We start from the raw sequence: 18,283 nt of genomic DNA on the forward strand, positions 1-18,283 counted from the left end.
ACGCTATATGTGAACTTAAGCACATAGATTTATAGGAGGCTTTTTGATGAAAGAATATAAGATACTTTATGAAGGCGAATTAAAAGTGGGCATGAGCGGTTCAGTTTCCAAACGTATTACTGAGGAAGACGTTGATACCTTTGCTAAAGTTACAGGCGATTATAATCCAATGCATATGGATCAAGAATTTGCCGAAAAAACTCAGTTCCATAAACGTATTGCCCACGGAATGTTATCCGCCGGTATGATTTCAGCCTGTTTAGGTACTAAAATGCCTGGACCAGGAGCCATTTATTTAAATCAAACATTGCGATTCGATAAGCCAGTTTACTTTGGGGATGTATTAGTAGCAACAGTTAAAGTTGAGAAAGTCGATCAAAAAGCACATTTCCAAATCGTAACATTATCAACTATTGTAACTAATCAGAATGGTGACAAAGTTACTGAAGGTGAAGCACAGATAATGCCAGCAAAGAAAGAATAGAGAGTGGAGCAGACCCGGGAATTTCCGAGCATTTGCGTAGCTTCACGAATTATCCGCGTACTTTGCGGATGATTCGTGAAGCTACGCAAAGCGGAAGGAGTTGCCCAGTCGGAACTCGTTTTGAATCCACTGCATATATACATATAAAACAGCGCTAGTAATCAAAAAAAAGATTACTAACGCTATTTTAGTATTCCAATTACTTCCTATGTTAAGTCAGTTTATTTTAAACCCAATATCGAATAGTCAAAAATAAACGAGCCTCATTGTGCAAGAAATTCACCAGCAGTGAAATGTTAAATAAGGGCGTAAGTCCTTATTTAACAGGACGTCTTTTGAGATTCGCGGTCCTTGCGAAGCTCAAAAGCGAGGTTCGAGACCGCACCATGGCTCGAACCGGTCCCACAGCAGGTGAATTTCTTGCACAATGAGGCGGCAAGAGACCAAAAACAAAAAAACAGCCCTATTATAGGACTGTTCTTCAGCGATAATTATATGGTGTAGAGTTTATTTACCAGTGAATTTAGCGTGGCGTTTCTCAAGGAATGCGCTCATACCTTCAGTTTGATCTTCTGTAGCAAATGTTTGTGCCCACATTTGTGTTTCGAAGTCGATAGCTGTATCCAATGGTAAATCAGCGGCACGGTCGATAACGTATTTAGCCATACCAACAGCAATCAAACCATTCTTCATGATTGTTTGTGCAATAGCAGTTGCTTTGTCCATCAATTCTTCAGGAGCAGCAACTTCATCAGCGATACCAACACGATAAGCTTCATCAGCCTTGATCATTGTACCAGTAGCAATCATTTCTTTAGCTTTGCCACGGCCAACAAGACGTGTTAGACGTTGTGTACCACCAAATCCAGGAACTATACCAAGAGTAACTTCTGGTTGTCCGAACTTAGCTTTTTCTGAAACAATACGCATATCACATGATGAAGCTAATTCAAGACCGCCACCTAAACAGAAACCATTAACGGCAGCAATTGTAAATTGTTTCAAGTTTTCGATCTTGCCAAATGAATTGTGTGCTAGTTTTGAAAGTTCAGCGGCTTCAATAGGATTCATGTCTCTCATTTGAGAAATATCTGCGCCAGCAACGAATGCCTTTTCGCCAGAACCTGTAACGATCAATACTTTAATAGCATCTTCATTATTCTTAACAACATCGAGTGCTTCACCAATTTCTGCTAATGTAGCTGAGTTCAAAGCGTTTAGTGATTTTGGACGGTTGATTGTTAATGTAGCAATTCCATCGTTAGCCTCTAGTAATACGTTTTCGAAATCTTTCATACCTGTTAATTCTGTCATGTTAGTAACTTCCCTTCAAAGTTGTTACCAGCAAGTACTTTCGAGACCAATACTAAAGATAAATTTTTAAAATGCAAATTTATGTGTGAAATCGGACAATTATGAATGCCGAGAACATAGCCTTTTCAATTTTTGAAAATTTTTTTAGACCCCCAAACTTTGTGAAAAAACGTCTTTATAGGATAATGTAAACGCTATCATACGGGCGAAAATCGAGGCCTATAACATATAGTTATTAAAAGCATGAATAAATATCAATATTTACGTAGCTAAATTTCTCCGTTATAGTTCAGTTTGCTAAGTTGATTACGAGGTCGTAATTCATTTAAATCTTAAAGTATTGATCTATATTTTGACTTGGTAAAACTATTTTGGGGGTATTTAACAATGAGCGGAACTTGGGACGCACGCTTCGCAGCAGAGTTTTTTGGAACGATGATTTTGGTATTATTCGGAAATGGTGCAGTTGCTAACTCATTTCTTAAAGACACGACCGGTAATGGGGAAAACGGCCAAGCCAATGGTGGTTGGATCTTTATCGCAGTCGGATATGGTTTAGGTGTTATGATTCCAGCAATGATGTTTGGATCAATCTCTGGTAACCATTTGAATCCAGCAATTACAATTGCACAGGCAGCCGCCGGGATCTTTCCTTGGGACAAAGTTGCACCATATATTATTTTTCAATTTTTAGGTGCTATGGTAGGTCAATTACTAGTCTTAGTAATTTATTGGCCTTACTACAAACGTACTAAAGACGAAGGGGCAATCTTCGCAACCTTCTCAACTGGTGATACAGCCGGCAGTACAATGAACGGTTTCTGGACTGAAGCAATTGGTACAGCAATCCTAGTTTTCGCAGCTATGGGATTATATCGTGGAATGTTCTTCAAACAAAGTATTGATATTGCTAATATCGGTGTAGGTTTAGTTATTACAACGTTAGTTATGTCAGTCGGAGGACCAACTGGACCAGCTTTGAATCCAGCTCGTGATTTGGGACCAAGACTAGTGCATGCATTCATGCCAGTACCAAATAAAGGGTCATCAAATTGGAACTATAGTTGGGTACCAGTAGTTGCTCCAATTGTCGGAGCAGTTGTCGGAATCTTTATTTTTAAAGGTTTCTTCGGACTATAACATGTAATGATGTCGTCTCCCGACTAGATATTTAACAGATCGAACGTGTTTTAACCAATAGAATCGCCTGAGGGCACAAGTAATGGAACCTGCCGTGGATTTTTAATCTACAGCAGTCTCCATCACTTGTGCCCCTTTTTGTTGTGTTGAAATATATCTACTCTGATAGTTAGTCTATAAGTCATGAACTGGATCAGTCAGAGATAAGGAGTCAGAGTTACACGTGGATTTTTCGTAGACAGGTGTCTTAAAACCTGATTCATTGCGCGTACTATATGACTGACAACCTTTGCCCCATTTATTAGTCTGATTTATTAACAGATATGCAATATATCGAGGATTCATTATCAAGAAACCCCTCTGTATTAAGAGACTCAGCCATATCTAATAACAATCAAGTACAAAAAATAACCTAGCCTGTGGGTGCAAGAATTTCACCTGTAGTGAAGTGTGATGTAAGGACGTAAGTCCTTATATCACAGGACGTCTTTTGAGACGTGGTCTTCGGCTCAAAAGCGAGGTTCGAGACCGCACCTCAGGCTCGAACCGGTCCCACATCAGGTGAAAATTCTTGCACCCACAGGCGGCAAACCCAAAACAAAAAAGCCGAACCTTTACAGGCCCGACTTTAAAAATCAAAATCTAAGGAATCAACATATACAACCAGGCAGCAACTGCACCACCGGCTAGAGGTCCAAGGATAGGAACCCAACTGTAGGCCCAATCTGACTTGCCTTTATTAGCAATTGGCAAAATTTGGTGGGCGATACGTGGTCCCAAATCTCTGGCTGGGTTGATGGCATAACCGGTCGTCCCACCTAGTGAGAATCCGATTGATGTGATCAAAACTCCGACTACCATTGGATTTAAACCATCTGTGAACTTTCCACGTGTAAATGCTAAAAGTGCGAAAACAAGAACTAAAGTACCAATAAATTCACTAAGGAAGTTCATTGGATAATCACGAATTGCAGGTCCAGTAGCGAATGTCCCAAGAATTGCTGCTGGATCATCGGTTTCCTTCCAGTGTGGATAGTAGTTAATCCAAACGATTACGGCACCAACTAAACCACCTAATGTTTGAGCAATCATATATGGTATTACGTATGACCATTTGAACAATCCGGCGATTGCCATTCCCAAGGTAACTGCAGGATTCAAGTGTGCGGGACTTAAGAATGCTGAACAATAAACACCGAGTGTAACTGCCAATCCCCATCCAAGTGCTATGGCAATCCAACCGGATCCTTCAGCTTTCGATTTCTTTAGTGATACGGCCGCTACAACACCATCACCAAGAATGATTAAAACCATTGTCCCAATAAATTCCCCAAGTAACTGTAGCGTTAAGCTATCATTCGTCATAATAAATCTCCTCCAATTTCACAATGATTACGCTTACATTTGAATTATACATTGCTAATAAAGGGATTACTATGTAATTCTATTGTGAAACTATTGAGAATTTATTATGGAGAGTATGACAAGATTTTATAGGTTATTGGAATTTGTCGTTATATAGGAGAAAAGACGGTCTTTTATTTTTAAAATCTGAATATTATCTGATAAACATTCAAAAAATGATTCGATTTTTTACTAAGTAATAGCAAGATATTGTAACATGCAATATCTTGTTGTCTATTTTTAGTGATAACAGCGCTTACCGTTGATATGACAAGATTATAACCGAATGTTATATCGCTGATAATCAAGTAATATTGGTTTGAGTAATTGTAAAGGCTTACATTAGCAAGTGAAGATAGTTATTGATATCACAATGTGATGTGGCTATCGAGGTTTTCAACCAAATGAGGGAAATCATTTTAAGTTATCAAAAAACATTTGAAAACTCAAAACGCCAGCGAGTACTTTCAATCAAATGTTAAAAGATAATAATTGACTTCATTCATTCTATTAATTTATTGATAAAGGTGGAGTTGAATATGTCAGACACAATGGTAAAAATTACTGAAAAGCTCAAGGGAAACGTTGCTCGATCAGTTAATCCTGAAGGATGCCGTCAAGAAATTCTTAATCAAATCTCCTATGTACAAGGAAAAGGTAAGTATGAAGGTGCTAAGAAGGCTTTGATTATTGGAGGGTCATCTAGTTATGGACTTGCTAGTCGAATTACAACAGCTTTTGGTCAGGGAGCTGACACAATCGGAGTTTCCTTTGAACGACCACCTCGTGATGAAAATATGCTCGGAACTGCCGGTTGGTATAACAACATATACTTCCGTCAAGAAGCAGAAAAAGCAGGCTTGATCGGTAAAAACTTTATTGGCGATGCTTTTGCACAAGATATGAAGGATCAAGTTATTCAATATATTAAGGATAGCTTTGGGGGAAAGATTGATCTCTTAGTATATTCTGTGGCTGCTCCAAAACGGACAAATCCCGACAATGCCGATGAAACGTGGCGTTCAGTGATTAAAACCGTTGGTAAATCAGTTACCGGTGAAAATATCAATCTAGAAGAAAATAAATTATTTGAACAAACAGTTGAACCTGCTAGTGACGATGAAGTAGAAGCTACGAAACACGTCATGGGCGGTGAAGACTGGGAGATCTGGGTTGATGAATTAAAGGCTGCTGGAGTTTTGGCTGATGGATTCAAGACAATTCTTTATTCATATATTGGACCAAAGAGTACATATGATTTTTATCATGAAGGTACTCTAGGAGCTGCAAAAGACGCAGCTGAAGCATCATCTCACAAGATTCAAGACAAAATCAAAGACATTGACGGTGAAGCTCTAATTTCCGTATCTCGTGCCGTTACTACTAAGGCATCCGTTGTTATTCCTATTTTTCCAATGTATTGTATCGCACTTTATAAGATTGAAGAAGAAACGGGAACACACGAGACACCAATCATGCATAAAGATCGTCTATTCCGTGACATGGTTTACGGAAATCGCCGTGAGACTGATGATAGAGGCCGCTTACGTCCGGATGCTTGGGAGCAACGTGAGGATATCCAAGCTAAAGTTTCTGAATTAATGAAGAAGATTACACCAGATAACTTTAACAGTTCCTTAACTGGTTACGATGAATTTAGAAGAGAATTCATGCAACTAAACGGTTTTGAAGTACCAGGTGCTGACAATGATACTGTAGATTTAGATAAATTAATGAAATTGAGACCATAATATTTTTCGAATAGCATCTTACCTATAACTTTCAAAGCAGTAGGTAGTTGTGATCGATGAGTTAGAAAAGGATGGGGTGTTTTTAATGACTGTACAATTTATTAACAGTGAAAAGGCTGCAGAGCTTATTCCTGATAATGCAACTATTGCTTTGGAAGGTTTCTTAGGCTCAGATGTTGCTGAAGAGATCCTAGAAAATATTCGTAAGAGATTTGATAAAGAGGGTCATCCTAAGGATCTAGAAGTATGGCATGCATCAGGTATTGGTGATGGTAAGGATAAAGGAACTAATAACTTTGCTGCTAAAGGTTTGTTGAAGAGATTAGTTGGGGGACATTGGGCACTAGCTCCACAACTAGAACCTTTAGTCGCAAACAATGACTTTGAGGCATATAATTTCCCTCAAGGTGTTATGTCACAAATTTTCCGTGATTCTGCCGCTCATAAGCCTATTCAAATTAGTCGAGTTGGCCTTGGAACATTCGTCGATCCAGACATCGAAGGTGGCAAGCTAAACGATGCAGCTAAAAAGACTGATTTAGTTTCAAAGATGAAGATTAAAGGTGAAGATTACTTAGCATATGATGTTCCAAAGCCAAACGTTGCTATTTTACGTGGAACATATGCTGATGAAGATGGTAATATCACTTTTGATGACGAACCATTGACTCTTGAATCAACATCAATCGCTATGGCTGCTCACAATAACGGTGGTAAAGTCTTTGTTCAAGTAAAGAGAATTTTGAAGAAGGGTTCAATGAAACCTAAGGATATCAGAATCCCTGGACTATTGGTCGATTACGTTGTTGAAACAAATGATGAATTGATGACAAGACAAAGTACTGCTACACAATTCAATCCGGATTATGTTAACCAAGCCGTTGTTAAAGCAGCTGGTGCAATTAACGTGCCACTTGATGCTAAGAAAGTTATTGCCAGACGTGCTGCCATGTATAAGAACGAAAATGACAACATTGTTAACTATGGTATCGGTAAATATCCAGAAACAGTTTCTTTGATCTTAAAAGAAGAAGGAGCTGCTGAAAACGTTACGACAACTGTTGAACCCGGAACATTTGGTGGTGTTCCTATGGGTGGTGGTGACTTCGGTTGTGCCATTTCACCTGAATCAACAATTGATCAACCATATATGTTTGACTTCTACGATGGTGGTGGTATTGACATCACATTCTTAGGCCTTGCCGAATTGGATAAACTTGGTAATATCAACGTTTCTAAGTTTGGCCCTAAGATTGCTGGTACTGGTGGTTTCGTTAATATTACACAAAACACACCAACAGTTGTCTTTACTGGTACATTTACTGCCGGTGGACTTAAAGAAGAAGTCAAAGATGGTAAACTCAATATTCTTCAAGAAGGTAAATTTAATAAACTTGTTAATAACGTAGAACAGATCACATTCTCTGGTCCAGTTTCACACGACAACAAGCAAAATATTTACTACATTACAGAACGTGCCGTCTTCCAATTGGTTGATGGTGGTATTGAGTTGATTGAAATTGCACCAGGTATGAATCTTCAAAAGGATATTCTTGATCACATGGACTTCAAGCCACAAATCAGCAATGATTTACGCTATATGGATCCTCGTATCTTTGAAGAACCATTGATGGGCAATGTCACTAACCAACCAGGTGAAAAAGTAGCATTGACTGTTTAATGTCCTGGCTTAAAATATAATAATATAGAAGCAAACTGATCAAATTAGTTTTCTGCCAGAATAAAAAATGTCTAATTCACTTGAGTGAGTTAGACATTTTTATGTTTCTTGAAGTCCGCCGGAGGGGGACAGTGATGGTAATCTACAGTGTGACCGGCGCGAGCCAAGGTCTCACACCTCGATTTTGAGATTCGCAAGGTACGCGAATCTCAAAATACGTCAGTGGAGTAAGGGCTAAAGCCCTAACACCACTTGCACTGCTGATTCCATCACTGTCCCCCTCCGGCTGGGTTATTAGTTAAAATGTTATGTTAATTAACATCTAGAATTGGTGATTTTTAAATTAATCTGGATTTAATGATTCTTCTAATTTCGAAAGTAGAAAAGTGAAATTTACAAATTATTTACAAAGACGCAATTCCAACTAAAGAACTAGTCGGAAGAGCTGAGAAATATTTGTGGGCAGTGGAAGTGGCGTTATGGCTTTAGCCATTACGCCACCGGGCGCGTTTGGAGCCTTGCCGAACTGTGGCAAGGCTTCAAACCGAGGTTCGAGACCGCACTTTGGCTCGGACCGGTCCGCACAGCCAGTGAATATTTCTCAGCTCTGGAGACGGCATGACAGAATTAATCATTGATATGATCTTGATGTTCCTTGAAATAATTTATGAACCAATCTTCAGTGTATTTAACAACGGCGTTTTGATAGATGTCTTTTATGCTGCACATGCTGATTGTCCATGGGAAGTTTGGATCGATGTCACGATGTTCGATGTTAGTTCCAGAATAATTTCCACCAATTGGGGAAGCGATGATTCCGACGGCATCGTCCATTTCGGAACAGATGTTTAGGATCAAATCCCAAGAACTTGTTTTGAAGAAGTAGTTAGGGCGCAAATCGTTTCGAATGAACTTCTGATTTATTTGATAGGTAACCATGAAACTGTCATCGAGAGTGACGATTTTTTCCTTGGCCACTTCTTTGAAGGGAATTGGTCCTTTGAAATTGTGGAAGCGATGATTTTTGTTGAACCAGACGGCCACAGAGTCATCGTAGATCTTCTTTTCTTGAACTGAAGGGTAGGTAGCCGGTGAAACTAGCACTGCCAGATCGATTTCTTGCAAAATTAACTTCTTTTGCAGCTCATAGGCACCTTTTTCGACGATTTGTAGGTCGATTTTAGGATTTTCTTGAATGAATTTGGGAATCGCTCGATTGAATACGGTGGAAATAATGACTGGTGCGATTCCGACTTTGACGGTTCCGGTCTTATCATCGGCTCGGTCGTGGATACTTTTGATCAAATCATCGTAATCTTGACTGATAGTACGGCCGTGTGAAATAAGGTCCTCGCCAGTTGGAGTTAGTCCAGTAATTCTACCTTTGCCACGAGTAAAAATTTGAATCTGTTCAACATTTTCCAATTCACTGATAAGTTTACTCAATGCAGGTTGCGAGACATTGAGGACCCGTGAACTCTTAGTGAGATTAAAATCATTGTCGACGATGGTTATTAAATATTGAATTTGATGAATATCCATAATTTATTTTCCCCTTTCAAAAGGTAACGGTAGCAAGTGGTCTAGACGTGTAACCGCTTACAACGAATGCTGCAGTAATATAATGAAAATTTATAGTAGAGGCCACATACACATATTTAAATCAATCATAAATTGAAGATTAGTTGTGCTGTTTTCAGAACTGGGAAATATGCACTGTCAGTGCAACCGCCAACTAATATTTCTGAGTTCTTATGATTAATTGTTTCTATTATACTTATAAATTTACTGAATGAAAATGATGGAAAAATTAAAATACTAACCAGCACTTCACATTAAATCAACTGTCTTTCAGTGTATTTGGACTGAATTTGAATATAAAAGAACATCAACCGGAGACGGAAATCTAAAACTATAAGAAAGTATTGAGGTTACTAATATGCAATTTATTACAAGTGATGATGTAAGACTGGAATACGATGACGTCGGTCAAGGAGAACCTATTTTAATTATGACGGGTTACGCTGGCTATAAGGAGATTTGGCGTTCACAGGTTGAACTTCTGAGCCAACATTATCGCGTCATTAATTTAGATAGGAGAAATCACGGTCGTTCAGAAACTACAACCAAAGGATTACGAATGAGTCGCCAAGGAAAAGATGTTGCTGAGTTATTAGATTATTTGAAAATAAATAAGATCAGTATGATGGGTAATTCAATGGGTGCAGCAACTATCTGGGCATATTGTTCCTTATATGGGGATGATCGAATTAATAAAATAATCAGTGTTGATCAATCACCCAAGATGATTTCTGATAAAACGTGGCCATACGGTCTCTTGGATTTGAACTGGGACAATTTCCCCGAGGAAGCGGAACAGATGTATCACGTTCACACGACCTATCGCAATATCGATGATGAGACATATAAATTGGTCAAAACTGTTCAGGGTGGTAAGAAATTCGATTATGAACTGAACCGACCTTTGCTGTTTGACCATGCCTTTCAGGATTGGCGAGATGTTATTAAAACTTTGAAAGTTCCCGTTCTCTTTCTATCGGGAAAAGAAAGTCCATTTTGGTCTTCCGAGCATGCGACGGCCTCTGCCAATTTATGTGAAAACGGCAAGGCCATCATTGTACCTGATTCTGGACATATTATTATGTCCGAACAGCAGGAATTATTCAATACTATCATGATGGATTTCTTGCAATCATGATCAATGAAAATGTTATAAATATGTTCAAACTACTATATCTAAATTATACGTTTTTTTATAAGAAATGTGAGAACCGTTATTTGATAATTTTCCATATTATATTTTGAATACCATAGCTAAAAAGTGAAACCGACTATTTTAGCACTTTTTAGGGGTAATAAGCAGTCTGCATAAGGTCAATAACTTGAAGTTATGGTTATATAGTCAATAATTGCTAATTATTTTTAATAAAAGTGCGGTAAACTAACCAAAACAATAATCAATAAGTAATTATCGAAAAAAGTCTTTACTGTTTATCATAATAGCCATAAAAGTAGGTTATATGCTTATCAAACGCTGATATAACAGGGATTATAAGACTTTTTTAAGCGAAAAATGGCTTCAAAAATAGAAAACGCTTACAAAACATCTTTTTGCTAAAAGCTGATAAAACGGCATTTTTGATTATTTAATAATTAGTAAAAAATTGAACGCTATTTGCAATTTTAAATAACGATTGTAATATAAATTGTAGGAGCGCTCGAGAGATAAAGAAATGTTTTTCATAAGTAAACGATTGCAAAAATAAATTTATTGCAAATCAAGATCGATTTTCACTAATTAGCCTAGGTAAATGAAAATTGATTTTTAACCTATGAATTACATTTATGGATTTGTTTTTCACACTTAACTTTCTATTGGAGGATTTAATTATGAATAAAGTATGTGAACTTTTAGGAATCAAGTACCCAGTTGTTCAAGGAGCTATGCAAGAAGTTGCTACTGCTGAATTAGCCGCCGCCGTATCAAATGGTGGTGGACTTGGAATTATCGCTGCTGGTGGTAAGACAGCTGACCAAGTAAGAGAAGAAATTCAAAAAGCTAAGAAACTAACAAAGAACACATTTGCTGTTAACTTGATGTTGATGGATCCTAACACACCAGACGTTGTCAAAGTTGTTATCGATGAAGGCGTTAAAGTAGTTACAACTGGTGCTGGTACACCTAAACCTTACATGAAAGATTTGAAGGCCGCTGGTATTAAAGTTTGTCCTGTTATTCCTAACGTTAAGATTGCTAAGAAGATGGAAGAAATGGGTGCCGATGCCGTTATTGCCGAAGGTATGGAAGGTGGAGGACACATTGGTGTTCTAACATCACAAACTCTATGGCCACAAATTGCTGATGCTGTTTCAATTCCTCTAATCGCTGCTGGTGGTGTTGGTGACGGACGTGGTGTTGTAAATGCCTTTGTTGCTGGTGCACAAGCTGTTCAATGTGGAACAATCTTCTCAATCGCTAAGGAAAGTCCTGTTGGAGATAACTGGAGAAAGTTAGTTATCGACGCTACTGATACTTCAACAGTCGTTGCTGGTGCAACAATCAAAGATGCATCACGTATTATCAAGAACAACATTGCTAACAAGTTAACAGAACTTGAATTAGATCAAGTATCACGTGACGAATTCAACTCAGTTATGAACGAAGGATTAAGAAATGCCGTTCAAAAAGATGATGTTGATGATGGACTAGTATTTAGTGGTCAAGTTTCAGGTCTAATCAAAGAATCATTACCAGCTGGAGAAATCGTTAAGAAGTTAATGGACGAAGCACAAGAAGTTCTTAACAAAAAAATTGAATTGGTATAGGGATACCAACATAGGTTTATGTTAGGAGTTAATAAAAATTAACTTAGTATTTGTCGCCAGGGATGGTGGCAATCGTGGGACTACTAAGCTAGTCACACCTCTTTCGTAAATCCATATATGGAGAGGTTAAAATGACAGAAAAAAAATATATTCTATCAATCGATGAGGGTACGACAAGTACTAGAGCAGTAATTTTTGATCATGAAGGAAAAAAAGTGATCGATTCTCAAAAGGAATTCACACAATATTTTCCTGAACCAGGTTGGGTTGAACATGATGCTAATGAAATTTGGAATTGCGTTCTTTCAACTATAGCTGATGCTTTTATTGAATCAGGTGTTAAACCTAGTCAAATAAGCGGTATCGGTATTACTAATCAACGTGAAACATCAATTATCTGGGACAAAGAGACTGGCTTACCAATTTACAACGCTGTTGTATGGCAATCACGTCAAAGTTCTAAAATTGCTGATCAGTTGATTGAAAAAGGTTATAAAGATCAAATTCATGAGAAGACTGGCTTGGTTATTGATGCTTACTTCTCAGCTACAAAAATTCGTTGGATCTTGGATCAAGTACCTGGAGCTCAAGAAAGAGCTGAAAAAGGTGAATTATTATTCGGAACAATCGATACATGGTTGGTTTGGAAACTCACTGGTGGGAAACAACATGTAACGGATTACTCAAATGCTAGTCGTACAATGTTATTTAACATTCATGATTTAGACTGGGATGATGACATTTTGAAGATGTTAAACATTCCAAAGGTTATGTTACCTGAAGTCAAATCAAATTCAGAAATTTATGGACACACAGCAAACTATCACTTCTATGGTAGTGAAGTTCCAATCTCTGGTATGGCCGGAGATCAACAAGCTTCATTATTCGGACAATTAGCTTTCGAACCAGGAATGGTTAAGAACACATATGGTACAGGTGCTTTCGTTGTTATGAATACCGGTGATACTCCAAAATTATCAGCTAACAACTTATTAACAACGATCGGCTACTGTGTCAATGGCAAGATGAATTACGCCCTTGAAGGAAGTATTTATGTTGCAGGTTCAGCTATTCAATGGTTACGAGATGGAATGCGTTTATTCGAACACGCTTCAGAATCTCAAGAAGCAGCTGAAAAATCCGATAACGAAAATGAAGTTTATGTTGTACCAGCCTTTACCGGTTTAGGAGCTCCATATTGGGATTCAGACGTCCGTGGTGCAGTCTTTGGCTTAACTCGTGGAACAACGAGAGAAGACTTCATCAAGGCAACACTTCAATCCTTAGCCTATCAAAGTCGTGATGTTATCGATACAATGAAGATTGATTCTGGTATCGATATTGCTAAATTAAAAGTTGATGGTGGCGCAGCAAATAATGATTATTTGATGCAATTCCAAGCAGATATTCTCGATACTGAAATCGATCGTTCAGCTAACTTGGAAACAACAGCACTTGGTGCAGCCTTCCTTGCTGGATTGGCCGTAGGCTATTGGAATAACGTTGATGAATTAAAGAATATTCATTCAGCAGGTAAGATTTTCAAACCAGCAATGGGTGCTGAAGAACGTGAGCATCTATATACAGGTTGGCAAAGAGCCATTAAATCAGCACAAAGCTTTAAAAATTAGAATGCAGTCAAGATAATCAAATTGGTTGTCTATTGCGTAGTAACGAGGGACGAACTTATGACATTTTCAATTAAGAGTAGAGCAGAAGAAATAAAGAAATTAAAAACTAGAAGACTTGATTTATTAATCGTTGGTGGTGGTATTACCGGAGCAGGTGTTGCTCTACAAGCTAGCGCTGCTGGCATGAGAACAGCCTTGATCGATATGCAAGACTTTGGAGCTGGGACTTCATCGAGATCGACACGACTAGTTCACGGTGGTATTAGATACCTTAAGAACTTTGATGTTGAGGTTGTCTCTGAGACGGTTCAAGAACGTGCAATTATCCAACATGTCGCACCGCACGTAACAAGACCAGATCCAATGTTGCTACCAATTTATGACGAACCAGATACAACATTCTCCATGTTCTCAGTTAAAGTTGCCATGGATCTATATGATCACTTGGCAGGTATTAACAAATCAGAACATTTGAAACAATATGCTAACTATACTTTGAACAAAGAACAAGTTTTGGAGCTAGAACCACAATTGAACCCAGAGAATTTAGCTGGTGGTGGGATCTATCTTGATTACTTGAACAATGACTCACGTTTAGTTATCGAAAACATTAAGAAAGCTCATGATTTGGGCGGTTTGATGGTTAGTCGTTTGAAGGCTGTTAAGGTTCTTCATAACCAATTTGGCAATGCATGTGGGATGACTGTCAAAGATATGGTTACTGGTGAAGAATTCGACATCAAGGCCAAAATTGTTCTTAATGCTTCAGGTCCATGGTCTGACTTTGTCAAAGACTTGGATGAAAATCATGATCAAGCTAAGACACAAATGCGTCCTACCAAGGGTGTTCACTTAGTTGTTGATCAATCAAGATTGAACGTTCCAAAGCCAACATACTTCGGTTCAGGTACAAATGATGGTCGTATGATCTTCACAATTCCAAGAGATGGTAAGACATACTTTGGAACAACTGATACTGACTTTAAGGGTGATTTAACACATCCTAAGGTTGATCAAGGCGATGTTGACTACTTGCTAAGAATCATTAACAAGAAGTATCCAGAAGCTCACATTACACTTGACGATGTTGAATCAAGTTGGGCTGGTGTAAGACCTCTTGTTGCCGAAGAACCTGCTCCGGTAGATGATAAAAAAGCAGAAGAAAAACCAGATGTAGTTTCTGGTGCCAGTGACTCTGGTAGCCATAAACTAACTGCCTCACAAGTATCACGTGGTAGTTCATTGAAGCGCGCTGATGATGGCTTGATTACCTTAGCTGGTGGTAAGTTAACTGACTATCGTAAGATGGCTGACGGCGCTATGAAGATGATCATCGAAATTATGAATACACAATATGCACGCGACTACAAACCAGTAGATTCAGCAAATATCAAAGTTTCTGGTGGGGACTTTGACTCAGATCACGCTGAAGATGCACTTAAGGGTTATGCCAAAGAAGCAGTTGCTGCAGGAATTGATCCTGTCGGTGCTGAAAAGATGGCTAACATCTTTGGTTCAAATATGGAACAAATCCTTGATGGCGCAAAAGATACTAAATTAGCACCAGGTTTGAGCTTAGCTGAAACTTTGAGCTTGCGTTATTCAATGGAAAATGAAATGGCTATGACTCCAGAAGATTATCTATTCCGTCGTACAAATAATTTATTATTCAACCACGACGAGATTAAGAATATTGAAGCTGGCGTTATTAGTGAAATGGCCGCTTACTATGACTGGACAGATGACGAAATTCAATCTTATACCAAAGCAACTGATGAATTGATCAGTGAAGCTTCATTGGATTACTTGAAGAAAGCTGCTGCCGTTAAAGCTTAGTAAAACCATTTCAAGTAGAAAATCTTAGTCATTGGGAGTTTTATTATGACAAATTTTACTAATACCTATCATGCATTAGGTACAGAAATCAAATTAACAGTGTTTCAAAAAGAGCATGTACCAGCTCTTGATAAGGCCAATGATTTAGTTCAATGTTGTGAGGATCTTTTAACAGTTAATCGCACAGAATCAGAAATCATGTCGATAAATCATGCTTCAGGTAAAGGTCCAGTATCGGTATCTGAAATCAGTTATGACATAGTTAAAAGGGCCGTACAAGTTAGTCAAGAAAATCATGGGTTTAACGCAGCAATAGGGCCATTAGTAAAATTGTGGCATATAGGATTCTCCGATGCTGAGATTCCTAGCGACCAAGAAATTTCTCACACATTAAGATTGACCAATCCCAGACGTATCATGTTGAATGATAAAGAGAGATCCGTCTTCCTATTAGATGAAGGAATGGAATTAGATTTGGGTGGTATAGCGAAAGGCTATATTGCAGATGCTATTAAGAAATTATGGCATGAACTAGGAGTTGATCAAGGAATTATAAACTTGGGTGGAAATGTTCTACTGGTAGGTCGAAGCATTCATAATGATGGACTTTGGAAAGTTGGCGTTCAGTCTCCCTTTGATACGAGAAATGAACCAATTGGGATTTTAGAGATACCAGATTATTCAATCGTTACCTCTGGAATTTACGAACGATTTTTGAACAAAAATGGGCACAGCTACCACCACATTATGGATCCGTTGACGGGGTACCCAGTAGAAACCGATTTATTGGGAGTTACTGTTGTTAGTCCTAAATCGATCGACGGGGAAATTTGGTCCAGTTTAGGATTTTATAACGATTATGAAGGAACTAGAAAATTATTATCTGATCCGAAAATAGGTTTGATATTTGTTTATAAAGATATGACAGTTCGCTTAACGGATAACTTAAAGAACAAATTCAAAGTTACGGATTCAGTATTCAAAGTAGTTCAATAAAAAAATTCGATGAGATTGTAATTCTACGGAATGCAATTCATCGATTTTTTTGTTTTTGTATTGAAATATGCCACCTCCGGTTGGCAGGAATGTAGTCCCGCTATGAGGGACCGGTCCGAGCCAAGGCGCGGTCTCGAACCTCGATTTTAAGCTTCGCAAAGTACGCGAATCTCAAAAGTCGCCCTGTGGTGTAATGGCTAAAGCCATAACGCCACCTCCATTGCGGGCTACATTTCTTCCAGCAGGAGGCTCGGTTTTTTTAAATGATTCTAGTTGTTTAGATAAATTCAGTCGCTTTTCGTTCTTTAATTTGCCTCTTTAATTGAATTTGGGAATATTTAAATTAATTTTGAACGCAAATTAATCTTGAATATAAGCAATTAGAATTTATTAGATGAATTTGAAACATTTATGAATTTAATTAGAAAAACTAGGCGGAAGAGCAGAGAGTATTAACCCGCTGTGGGTGTGGCGTTATTGCTTTAGCAATTACACCACCGGGCGCGTTTGGAGACTCGCTGATTTTGCGAGGCTTCAAACCGAGGCTCGAGACCGCCTTTTGGCTCGAGCCATTCCGCATAGCAGGTTAATACTCTCTGCTCTGGAGACGGCATCTTTAATGGCCTAGATGGATGTAAGAAAACAGCAATATTTATGTAGAAAATGAAAAATTATTTTCTGAATATGAAATATTATTTTATAAATATTATTTTTCTACGTGTATTATTGAAATTTTATTCAAAAGTTGTATCATCATAAATGTAAACGATTACAATAAATTTGGGGGTAAGAATTATGAAATCATATGTTAAAAGATTTTTAGTTATTTTATCCGGTATCGTAGGGATGCTGGGAATAGCTACGTTTACAGCTACAAATGCGCAAGCGGCTGCGGCTAAGGTTTCACCTATCAGTACGGTGACAACAACCACAATGTATTCAAAGCAAATGCATTTGGATTGGAATTATGATGTTTATTTACCTGCTGGATATAATCCTAGTGCTAATAAGAGATATCCAGTGCTATACATGATGCACGGTTTATACGGAAATCATAGAAATTTACTTGAGAGATTTAACTCTCAACAAATGCTTGATGGGGCAATGAAACGTAACAATACTAAAGCAATCGTCGTCTTTGTCGATGGTTTCAATAGTTTTTATGTTAACCAAAAGGGTGGCCTCAAAGTAGAAAGTGCTTTGATGAAGGATCTAGTTCCAAAAATTGATTCAACATACAAAGTCTCTAAATCAAGAACTGACCACGCTGTTGGTGGTGTTTCAATGGGTGGCTACGCTGCTGCTAGATTATCATTGAAGTATTCAAATTACTTCTCTAAAGCTATCATGGTTTCACCTTCTGTTTGGTATAAATTGCCAAAGGATAATTTGATCAGACAAAACATGCATGCCTTTACTAATGGCAAGACTAACTGGTCAGATAAGGTTTATAACGGTTTATTCCCTACAGAATATATCAACAGTAAGACTAAGCCAGTTAAGTTTTATATCGAAACAACTTCTGGCGATACAACAGTTCCTATTAAAGACGTTAATCACTTCGTAAAGGACGTTAAAAAGGATACTGACAAAGTCTCCATTAAATATGTTAAGGACACTGGCGACAACCATAACTGGGCTTACTGGACCAAAGCCACTCCAAAAGCATACAACTGGTTGATGAATGAATTTTAAATAG

General features: G+C 38.1%; 13 protein-coding genes. 10 read left to right on the forward strand and 3 right to left on the reverse strand.

The window, feature by feature from the left end; genetic code table 11:
- Window positions 1-46 precede the first annotated feature (46 nt).
- On the forward strand, window positions 47-484 hold the full coding sequence (locus FFM71_RS07620; protein ID WP_137611580.1) for a MaoC family dehydratase: 438 nt from the start codon (window positions 47-49) through the stop codon (window positions 482-484).
- A 507-nt stretch (window positions 485-991) separates the two neighbouring features.
- On the opposite strand, the gene FFM71_RS07625 is transcribed toward FFM71_RS07620, so the two are convergent.
- A complete protein-coding gene (locus tag FFM71_RS07625; RefSeq protein ID WP_223876499.1) occupies window positions 992-1,798 on the reverse strand; it encodes an enoyl-CoA hydratase-related protein in 807 nt (268 codons plus the stop codon).
- A 387-nt stretch (window positions 1,799-2,185) separates the two neighbouring features.
- Between FFM71_RS07625 and FFM71_RS07630 the strand changes: the two genes are divergently transcribed.
- Window positions 2,186-2,938 carry an MIP/aquaporin family protein gene (locus FFM71_RS07630; protein WP_137611581.1) on the forward strand — a complete coding sequence of 251 codons (753 nt, stop codon included), beginning with the start codon at window positions 2,186-2,188 and terminating at the stop codon, window positions 2,936-2,938.
- A 642-nt stretch (window positions 2,939-3,580) separates the two neighbouring features.
- Here the strand turns inward: FFM71_RS07630 and FFM71_RS07635 are convergent.
- Complete coding sequence (locus tag FFM71_RS07635; protein WP_137611582.1) at window positions 3,581-4,303, reverse strand: MIP/aquaporin family protein; 723 nt, start codon at window positions 4,301-4,303, stop codon at window positions 3,581-3,583.
- 578 nt (window positions 4,304-4,881) lie between these two features.
- Here FFM71_RS07635 and fabV point away from each other — a divergent pair.
- Entirely contained in the window at window positions 4,882-6,093 is a 1,212-nt protein-coding gene (gene fabV, locus FFM71_RS07640; protein WP_137611583.1) for an enoyl-ACP reductase FabV, read from the forward strand.
- Window positions 6,094-6,178: 85 nt separating this feature from the next.
- On the forward strand, window positions 6,179-7,774 hold the full coding sequence (locus FFM71_RS07645) for an acyl CoA:acetate/3-ketoacid CoA transferase (RefSeq protein WP_137611584.1): 1,596 nt from the start codon (window positions 6,179-6,181) through the stop codon (window positions 7,772-7,774).
- Between the two features lie 627 nt (window positions 7,775-8,401).
- Here FFM71_RS07645 and FFM71_RS07650 read toward each other — a convergent pair.
- Window positions 8,402-9,316: a LysR family transcriptional regulator gene (locus FFM71_RS07650; protein WP_137611585.1), complete on the reverse strand. Its 915-nt coding sequence runs from the start codon at window positions 9,314-9,316 to the stop codon at window positions 8,402-8,404.
- A 397-nt stretch (window positions 9,317-9,713) separates the two neighbouring features.
- On the opposite strand from FFM71_RS07650, the gene FFM71_RS07655 reads away from it, so the two are divergent.
- From FFM71_RS07655 to FFM71_RS07680, 6 genes are all read left to right on the forward strand, one after another.
- Window positions 9,714-10,493, forward strand: a complete 780-nt coding sequence (locus FFM71_RS07655) for an alpha/beta fold hydrolase (RefSeq protein ID WP_137611586.1) — start codon at window positions 9,714-9,716, stop codon at window positions 10,491-10,493.
- A gap of 692 nt (window positions 10,494-11,185) precedes the next feature.
- The gene (locus FFM71_RS07660) at window positions 11,186-12,121 is read left to right on the forward strand and encodes a nitronate monooxygenase (protein WP_137611587.1); all 936 of its coding nucleotides are present in this window, start codon (window positions 11,186-11,188) and stop codon (window positions 12,119-12,121) included.
- Window positions 12,122-12,252: 131 nt separating this feature from the next.
- Entirely contained in the window at window positions 12,253-13,752 is a 1,500-nt protein-coding gene (gene glpK / locus FFM71_RS07665; RefSeq protein ID WP_137611588.1) for a glycerol kinase GlpK, read from the forward strand.
- Window positions 13,753-13,809: 57 nt separating this feature from the next.
- Window positions 13,810-15,588, forward strand: coding sequence for an FAD-dependent oxidoreductase (locus FFM71_RS07670; RefSeq protein ID WP_137611589.1), 1,779 nt, complete (start codon window positions 13,810-13,812; stop codon window positions 15,586-15,588).
- 45 nt (window positions 15,589-15,633) lie between these two features.
- Entirely contained in the window at window positions 15,634-16,584 is a 951-nt protein-coding gene (locus FFM71_RS07675; protein WP_137611590.1) for an FAD:protein FMN transferase, read from the forward strand.
- A gap of 795 nt (window positions 16,585-17,379) precedes the next feature.
- Window positions 17,380-18,279, forward strand: a complete 900-nt coding sequence (locus tag FFM71_RS07680) for an alpha/beta hydrolase (protein WP_223876500.1) — start codon at window positions 17,380-17,382, stop codon at window positions 18,277-18,279.
- Window positions 18,280-18,283 lie beyond the last annotated feature (4 nt).

The sequence above is a fragment of the Companilactobacillus huachuanensis genome (assembly GCF_005404815.1).
In the GTDB taxonomy this organism is placed as follows: Bacteria; Bacillota; Bacilli; order Lactobacillales; family Lactobacillaceae; genus Companilactobacillus; species Companilactobacillus huachuanensis.